Consider the following 8,768-nt stretch of genomic DNA (forward strand, 5'->3'; position numbering starts at 1 on the left):
GTAACTCAACAATACTTTTCGCAATCGCTAAACCGAGTCCCGACCCTTCCGTTACTCTACTTCGAGATTGATCCTTCTTATAGAAACGTTCAAACAAATTCGCTAACTCTTCTCTCGTAAACTCTTCACTATGATTCGCAATTACAATTTGTATATCCCTACGCTGCCTTTGAAGAGAAACTTTTATATCTGCATCATCTTTACTATACTTAATCGCATTCATTAGTAAATTATCAAATACACGAACCATCTTTTCCGAATCAATCGATGCATAAGCACGTTCCTCAGGAAACTTCTTAACAAACGTAAGTCCATGTTCTTCCGCCTGCGGTACTAACTCTTCTATTAATTGCTCGAGTAGCTCATTCATACAAACTTCCTGTTTTTCTAATACAACTTGTTCATTTGTTAACTTCGTATACTCAAATAAATCTTCTATTAAATTTTTTAACTGCTCCGACTTTGCAAAAGCAATTCTCGTATACTCATCGTGTTGTTCTTTATTTTCATATTTAGAATCTCGAAGTAATCGTAAGTAGCCCATAATAGAAGTCAGCGGTGTGCGTAAATCGTGAGATACATTCGTAATAAGCTCATTCTTTTGCTTCTCTAATTTACGTTCCTTTTCTATATTATTCATAAGCTCTTCTGCCATATTATTAATATTCTCAGTTAAAGCTGCAATCTCATCTTCACCTTTTTTCTCAATGCGGTACGCTAAGTTGCCTCTTTCTATTTCCTTTACACCTTGTGCCATTGCTTCAATCTGCTTCATCTTTCTCTTTGTTATATAGAAGAAAGAGAAAATGAATACAAGAACACCAATTAAAAACGGGAATGGCCCTTCTTTCGTGTCATACATTACCTCTCCCTCTGGAATTCCGCTAACAAACATGTACAAATTCTTTCCTTCAATAGTAATAGGTGAAAAAGATATAAACTCTTTTCTTGTACTTTCAAATACATTTCTACCATCTGTATAATTAATCGCAAATGATGCTGCATTACGAATCGTATTATGCAAATCGATTTGCTCTTCTTGCGCTTGCTTTGTTTTATATAAAACTTTACCACTTTCATCAGTAACCAATATCTTTAAAGCTCTAGACCCTTGCTCTAAATTTTGGTTCTCCATTTCGATCATATTTGATATAGCTTCTAATTTATTTTCATGAACCGAACTATTTGCCGCTCCTTGAGCTTGGTGATTAATTTGTTCCATACCAGCCCGATAATCGATAGTTGCTTGACGATTCGCATTCTCAAAAAATGGCGCAGCTCCCTTCGCTGACAAAACTCCTAATAACGCACAAGCAGCAAAAGTAGTAATCAATTGAATCCTTATACTCTTTCGTACGCTCTTTACTAATTTCTCAATTAATTCTCTTATTTTCCTTATATAAGTAAACGGATTAAATATCTTTTTCAATCTTATACCCCACTCCCCATACTGTTTTTATATATCTAGGTTTCCTTGGATTCTCCTCAATCTTTTCACGCACTTTCCGAATGTGCACCATTACAGTATTATCAGACTGGAAAGATCGTTCGTTCCACACCTTTTCATAAATTTGCTCCGCACTAAACACCATACCTGGATTTCTAGCTAGCAATTCTAAAATTGAAAATTCCCTCGGAGTTAGTTTCACTTCTTCTCCCTCTACAACAACTTTATGGGTCGAGATGTTGATTTTCATCTCCCCAATTTCTAACTCGTCCTCATTTTGGACAGCGAAACCATTCATTTTCATATAACGGCGTAACTGAGATTTAATTCGTGCAATTAACTCTAATGGATTAAAGGGCTTCGTTACGTAATCATCTGCCCCTGTTGTTAATCCTAAAATCTTATCCATATCTTGCGTTTTGGCAGAAAGCATAATAATAGGCATTTCTTTCGCTTCCCTTACCTTCATACACATATGAATACCATCCACTTTCGGCATCATAATATCTAATACGACTAGATGTATTTCATTTTCTTCCAATAGACGTAATCCTTCTTCTCCGTCTCCCGCTTGTAATACTTTATATCCTTCATTCTTTAAATAGATTGTAATTAAATTCCGAATTTCTTTTTCATCATCTACGACAAGTATTGTTTCGTGTGCCACAATATCTCCCCCATCACTTTTTTAATCCCTAACTTCTATTATAGGAAAACTTCTGAAGAAAAACGCTCGGAAATCCTTAAGATTTTCTGAAGACGCAAAAAGGTCTAGACTCCCCTTAAGTCTAGACCTTTAAAAAACCCCTTTTATTTACGAACGTAGATGAAATATAGTACGAATAAAACTCCCATAACATACATAATTGGATGAACCTCTTTACGACGACCACTCACAACCATTGTAATTGGATAGAAGATAAATCCAATGGCAATCCCAGTTGCGATACTATACGTAAGTGGCATAGAGATAATTGTAAAGAATGCTGGTACTGCAATCTCGAATTTCTTCCAATCAATTTCCCCTAAGGAAGAAACCATCAAGATTCCTACAATAATTAAAGCCGGTGCCGTTACAGCTGGCGTTACAACACTTAATAATGGCGAGAAGAATAGTGCCAGTAAGAAGAATCCTGCTGTTACAACTGCTGTAAATCCAGAACGTCCTCCTGCTGCTACCCCTGCAGACGATTCAATGTAAGACGTTGTTGTTGATGTACCTAAAATCGCACCAATTACAGTTGCAATCGCATCTGCAAATAACGCTTTTCCTGCACGTGGTAATTTATTGTTCTTCATTAACCCTGCTTGATTTGCAACCGCTACAAGCGTACCTGCTGTATCAAAGAAATCGATAAAGAAGAACGTTATAATAACAATCCCCATTTGAACTGTGAAAATATCTCCGAAGTGCGTTAACGCCACGCCGAACGTTGGTTCTAGACTTGGTATTGCTCCCACCACAGCTTTCGGAGTATCAATTAATCCTGTTGCAACTCCTAAGATCGCTGTAAGAATCATACCGTAGAATACTGCACCATTAACTTTCTTAATCATGAAGATGATCGTAGTAACAACCCCGAAGATTGCTAGTAACGTTGTGCCCTTTGTTAAGTCCCCCAACCCAACAAGAACCGCATCGTTTTTCACGATAATTCCGGCATTTTGGAATCCAAGGAAAGCAATGAATAATCCAATACCTGCTGCTACTGCAAACTTTAACTCCGATGGAATTGCATTAATGATTTTTTCACGAATACCTGAAGCAGTAAGAATAATAAAGATAATACCTGACATTAATGTTCCGGCAATGGCCGTTTGCCACGGAATACCCATCGTTAAGACTGCTGTATAAGCAAAGAACGCGTTAATCCCCATACCTGGCGCTAAAGCAATTGGATACTTCGCGAAAATACCCATAATTAACGAACCGATCGCTGCCGCTAATGCCGTAGCAACGAATACTGCACCTGGATCCATCCCTGTACCTGCTGGTAACCCTTTAACATTTCCAAGCGACAGCGTAGCAGGATTGACAAATAGTACGTAAGCCATAGATAGAAATGTCGTTAACCCTGCTATGAACTCAGTCTTATAATTCGTACCGAGCTCATCAAACTGAAAATAGCGTTTCATCCTATGTTTCCCCCGTTATATGATTACTCGCCGTATTTCACCCTAGCCCTCTTTTATCCCGAGAAATAAAAAAGGCTTCCATTGCATATATACATGGAAGCGTTCTATAAACAAAGACAAGTTTCCCCTCATCTTTATACAAACGCCTCGTAGTCAAGCCATTTACGGTAGCTAGGTAGAAACTTTCGGGCCATATCCCCGATATTATACGACGGCTATAATATTCACTTTTCGTTTGAATTACATAATCATATTAACTCGACGAAGTAGTTTTGTCAATTTAAAAACGAACATTTTCATAAACTTTTATAGTTTCGTTCGTATTAATGCCAAAATAAAAAAGATCCATCTATGCATAAGCAATAGATGGACCTTTTTATAAATACTATTCCCACTCAACTTACAAAAAGTATCACATAAGAACACACACTGATAAATAAACACTTTTAAAACGTATAAAACGCTTATTTCCATCTAAAACACTCAAATAAAAATAAACAAGTACCATATGAGTACCACACAACATATAAACAAAAGAGCACAGCGTGTATATACAGTGCGATCAACACTCTATATACCGTCCACCTGATTGCGCCAGGTAAACACTTGCTATACTCTCATGAATTATTGTACATCATGCAGGGTCTATTAAGCAACGTTTACCAAATTATTGGTGACGTTGCTTTTTTGTTTCCGAGAAGGAGACAAACCGTTATGGAAAAGAAAAAAGGAATTACAATTATTGCTGGAAATGAAACATATGAAAACCTATCAACATTTAAAACTATTAAAGAATTAAACGATACTGTTCGTACATATAAAGAAAAATTTGCGGATCAGTTAAATAAAAATCAATTAGCGGTATTAAATCACCTACACAACCATTCTGCTAAATTCTTCGGTGTATCTTTTAAAACCAAAAAGAAGATTGCTGAGGCTCTTGAGATTAGCCGGAGAACGGTTATTAGAGTATGCCTACGCTTAGAGTCTCTAGGCATTATTAAACAGCTAGAAATGAAGCGTAATAGCGATATGAGACAAACAAGTAACGCTATTGTTATTCAACCAATCATTGTGGAGGAACAGATTGTCACACCTGAACCTGCTAAAAATGATGATTTTTGTCACACCAATAAAACAACTACTATTTCTTTAAAACAAAAGATTAAAGATATAAATATACGTAATAGCAACGAGTCTCAATCTAATGTCAATGATAATGATTTTATCGATTATCGAGTTCCACAATCTATGCGAATGAAATTAGCAACTGCATTTGATTCAAATGTTATTAACGAATCCTTTAGCAATGCTTTAAATATCGCTAAAAAAGCCGCTAAGAAGTTTAGTTTGTTATCTGACAAGGATGTATTTAACAATATCCTTGCGAATGCATCTGTTGCTTTATTCTCTAAAACTCATGAAGTTGAACACAATGGAGAGCTTATGAAAAACCCAATCGGATACTTTACAAACACATTTAAAAGCATGGTCTATAACTACATTGATAGCTTTAAAAAGATACATAATCTTGCAAATCGTAAGCCTAGTGCATGCACTAATGATGGAATATTTTATAATTGGCTAGAGGTTGATGGCTCAAAAATACCTTCCACAAAGACAATAGACAACCCTTTTACTCCAGGTGTATATTATAAAATATCTAAAGAAGAAGCTGACGAAATGGGATTATATTAAGTGTGGAGGAAGTATAATTCGCTTATTTCAATGGGATTGTAAATAACTTAATGGACAAGCTCTATTTTGACAATGAATTTATGAGCATATAAAAAACACCCAGTTTTTAATGACTAGGTGTTCCAACTTTTTAAATATACATAACATCAATTTTATTTTAAGATTCTCTTTATATAACCTTATTCAGATTCTTTTAAAGTGCTAGGCTCATTTTCTTTTATAAGCTCCGCTTTTACAACAACAGAGTCTTCTTTTGGAGAATAGTATTCATAAATTTCATTTCGAACAGAATTACGTATGTTTTCATTCTCTTTCAGAAATTGTTTGGCATTGTCTCTACCCTGTCCAAGACGTTCTTCTTGATACGAGTACCATGCCCCACTTTTCTGAACAATATCTAATTCTACACCAATATCAATAAGCTCTCCCTCTAAGGAGATTCCTTCCCCATACAGAATATCAAATTCCAGATTCCTAAATGGTGGAGCAACTTTATTTTTTACTACTTTCACTTTTGTTTTATTCCCTAAAACTTCACTATCTTTTCCTTTCAACTGCTCCCCTCGACGTACATCTAGTCGGATTGTCGAATAGAACTTTAACGCTCTACCACCTGGTGTCGTCTCGGGACTCCCGAAAGAAACGCCAACTTTTTCTCTAAGTTGATTCAAAAATATAGCTATTACTCCATTTTTAGACACTGCTCCTGAAAGTTTTCTTAGAGCTTGTCCCATCAATCTAGCTTGTAAGGCCATATGCGAATCTCCCATGTCCCCATCAATTTCCGCTTTCGGGACTAGAGCAGCTACAGAATCTATTACAATGATATCTACAGCCCCACTTCTAACTAGAGCTTCTGCAACCTCTAATGCTTGCTCTCCTGTGTCTGGTTGTGACATGAGCAGTTCATCAATATTCACACCTAACTTCTGTGCATAAATAGGATCAAGTGCATGCTCTGCATCAATAAATGCCGCTGTTCCACCTTCTTTTTGCGCTTCTGCAATTGCGTGTAATGCTAGTGTTGTCTTCCCTGAAGACTCAGGGCCATATATTTCAGTAATACGACCTTTCGGGTATCCACCAACGCCTAATGCGATATCTAATCCTATAGAACCACTTGATACAACCGATATCTTTTGTTCAGGGCGCTCGCCCAGTTTCATAATAGCACCTGTGCCAAATTCTTTTACAATTTTCTTCAGAGCTTCTTCTAATGCCTTCTCTTTTCCTTGAGTTGTATTTTCAATTATTGCCACATGAATTGCCCCTTTCCAGAACATTTGTTTGTAACAGGATTATAGAACAATCGTTCTATTCTGTCAATAAATTAAAATGAATGTTTACAAATATTGTATTGAATTGGTATGATTTATTTAATTTAAGGGGGACGATTATTATGAAGGTTGTTCAATCTATATTCAGGGGATTTCGTTTAATTAGCAGAATTATAAATCCGATATTAAAGGCATTATCTAAAAGTAAATTTTAATTATATAAAAATAAAAAAATCCCCCTCTAAATATAGAAGGGGATTTTTAAAAATATATGTTGGAGAACTCTTTTTTGATAACACTACATTACCTAAGCAACAATGTAGTAGAAAAATTAGAACAAACAGTGCGCTATCAAAAAACAACATTTATAATGTACAATATCCAAATATAAAATGTCAATACCGTTCTCATTTAATTTCTACATAAGTAGGACTAGCTGTAATGTAGAAGATGTTACCTTTTGAGTTTTTCACTTTATATTGTGGAGAACCATTTACCTCTACTTTATCAATAATAGTAAACCCTAAACCTACATCTACAGTACCAGCAACATCAGAATCGGTCCAAGAAGGTCTAGAATAGAATCTGAGACCATTTACCTTAGAAACAACTCGTTTGTCTGCTACTAAAGTTTCGGATGATTGTCCATCTGCTTCAAAATATAACCATTCTGAGTTTTCATAAACCCACTGATCGCCACCTAAATTAAGCCATCCTCCAGAACGTCCCCATACTTTATAATTTTCAGGTGCATTTAGCTTTCTAATTGAATCATATTGAGTACCTGGTCCTTTTCGTAAGTTCACGTTTTTACCAGTAATATAAACGATGCCTGTCCCACTTGTAATTGGTGGTTGTGGAATTTGTGGTGTTTCTGGATTTTGAATTGTTGCACCAGAAACTAACTGTTGTTTAAACCACTGTACACGCCCTTCATTAATCATTCTATGAGGACAATACTTTCCATTTCTCTCTTGATGTGTTTTAACTTTAGAAATTGGAATGTTGAACATATCCATTAACTGACGAATTACTTGAATCGCATTTAATTCAGCTTTACGATACCTTTCCCCACCTGACATAGAATAACAAATCTCTACTCCGATACTATGACGGTTACCTTGTCCATTCCCATCTCCTGCATGCCAGGCATTTCTATCAAAAGGAATTAATTGAATAGCTTCTTTGTCATCTACAGCGATATGGAACGAAGTACCTGTACTATTGTTAGCGACATTATTACGTTCGTTTAATGCTGTAGCATCATTGTAAGTATTGTGGAATGTAATTTCCGTTGGATTCATTGGATTTGGACATAAAACTGAATAACGACTTTCTGGTACTAACATTTTTCTGATTTCCATTATTGAACATCTCCCTTTTTCTCTTCTTGTTTTTGTTTACCGCCTAAAATTTCGACTGCATTTGTTAAAGCTGAAGGCAAAGGTATTCCCATACGCCCTGCATTTTCTAAAAGTGAAAGCAACTCATTTCCAATAAAGAAAAAGATTGTCGCTTCACGAATAGCGCTATTGCTTCCTAGTGCCGAATCTAGTTGAGCTGCCGCTCCTACCAAAAGAAAAAGCACCACCTTTTTGGCGATGCCTTTGAAACCCACTTTACTTTTTAATTCTCCGTTATATCCTGCTGCAATCATGCCAGTTAAATAATCAATAACTGCCATCGTCACTAAGATTTTCAATGTTGTATCCCATCCTCCCAAGAAATACCCGCAAAAGCCACCGAAAGTGGCAATAAAGGTTTTTAATAATACATCAATACGATCCATCTTTTCATCTCCTTTTTTAGCAATAAAAAAAGACCAGCTATTGCTGCTCCTGCTCTGTTTGTGTGTTATTTTCATTAGTTGGTGTTGGCGGTTCTTGAGATGGATAATTTCCTGTAAGTGATGCATAACACTCTAAACAAATGTTCTTTTTCGCAAATCCCATATCTAGTGGGTACAAACGTGCTCCGCGTTTACATATTTCACACAGCGTAGCAATTCGAAACTTTACTGTCCCATCCATCTCTCTCCATACTTCAACCCTGCTAACACCGTTTAGAAGACCTGCATTATTTAACATATCAGCAGGTATTTGAACAAAAATCCCTGTATCTGTGCGCTCTGCATCCACCAATCTCCCCATAAAAGGAAAACTTTCACCTGCTTGAAGTGGCATCATTTGATTTTTATTCATTCTTACTTC

Annotated in this window: 8 protein-coding genes and 1 riboswitch (1 of these 9 running past the window's edge); of the genes, 1 reads left to right on the top strand and 7 read right to left on the bottom strand. The window is 36.2% G+C overall.

Annotation, left to right across the window (positions count from 1 at the left end; all coding sequences use genetic code 11):
• From ampS to QCI79_RS11630, 3 genes are all read right to left on the bottom strand, one after another.
• Window positions 1-1,429: the 5' portion of an aminopeptidase AmpS gene (gene ampS / locus QCI79_RS11620; protein WP_000719210.1), read on the bottom strand. 77 nt of this gene lie to the left of the window's left edge; 1,429 of the gene's 1,506 nt are visible here — the first part of the coding sequence; the start codon lies at window positions 1,427-1,429; its stop codon lies off the left edge, out of view.
• Window positions 1,413-2,114, bottom strand: coding sequence for a response regulator transcription factor (locus tag QCI79_RS11625; protein WP_000929880.1), 702 nt, complete (start codon window positions 2,112-2,114; stop codon window positions 1,413-1,415). Before QCI79_RS11625 ends, ampS begins: the two co-directional genes overlap by 17 nt.
• Window positions 2,115-2,257: 143 nt before the next feature.
• Entirely contained in the window at window positions 2,258-3,583 is a 1,326-nt protein-coding gene (locus QCI79_RS11630; RefSeq protein WP_000833096.1) for an NCS2 family permease, read from the bottom strand.
• 130 nt (window positions 3,584-3,713) lie between these two features.
• A riboswitch (purine riboswitch) is annotated at window positions 3,714-3,815 on the bottom strand.
• Window positions 3,816-4,297: 482 nt separating this feature from the next.
• Between QCI79_RS11630 and QCI79_RS11635 the strand changes: the two genes are divergently transcribed.
• Window positions 4,298-5,281, top strand: a complete 984-nt coding sequence (locus QCI79_RS11635; protein WP_042596929.1) for a helix-turn-helix domain-containing protein — start codon at window positions 4,298-4,300, stop codon at window positions 5,279-5,281.
• Between the two features lie 179 nt (window positions 5,282-5,460).
• On the opposite strand, the gene recA is transcribed toward QCI79_RS11635, so the two are convergent.
• The 4 genes from recA to QCI79_RS11655 form a co-directional block, all read right to left on the bottom strand.
• Complete coding sequence (recA, locus tag QCI79_RS11640; RefSeq protein WP_042596926.1) at window positions 5,461-6,564, bottom strand: recombinase RecA; 1,104 nt, start codon at window positions 6,562-6,564, stop codon at window positions 5,461-5,463.
• A 401-nt stretch (window positions 6,565-6,965) separates the two neighbouring features.
• Window positions 6,966-7,922: an N-acetylmuramoyl-L-alanine amidase gene (locus QCI79_RS11645; RefSeq protein ID WP_021729802.1), complete on the bottom strand. Its 957-nt coding sequence runs from the start codon at window positions 7,920-7,922 to the stop codon at window positions 6,966-6,968.
• The gene (locus tag QCI79_RS11650) at window positions 7,922-8,347 is read right to left on the bottom strand and encodes a phage holin family protein (protein WP_000373898.1); all 426 of its coding nucleotides are present in this window, start codon (window positions 8,345-8,347) and stop codon (window positions 7,922-7,924) included. Before QCI79_RS11650 ends, QCI79_RS11645 begins: the two co-directional genes overlap by 1 nt.
• Window positions 8,348-8,384: 37 nt before the next feature.
• Window positions 8,385-8,759 (bottom strand): hypothetical protein, encoded by a 375-nt coding sequence (locus tag QCI79_RS11655; protein ID WP_048549194.1) that lies wholly within the window; start codon window positions 8,757-8,759, stop codon window positions 8,385-8,387.
• Window positions 8,760-8,768 lie beyond the last annotated feature (9 nt).

The sequence above is a fragment of the Bacillus cereus group sp. MG1 genome (genome assembly GCF_040460035.1).
GTDB lineage: Bacteria > Bacillota > Bacilli > Bacillales > Bacillaceae_G > Bacillus_A > Bacillus_A cereus.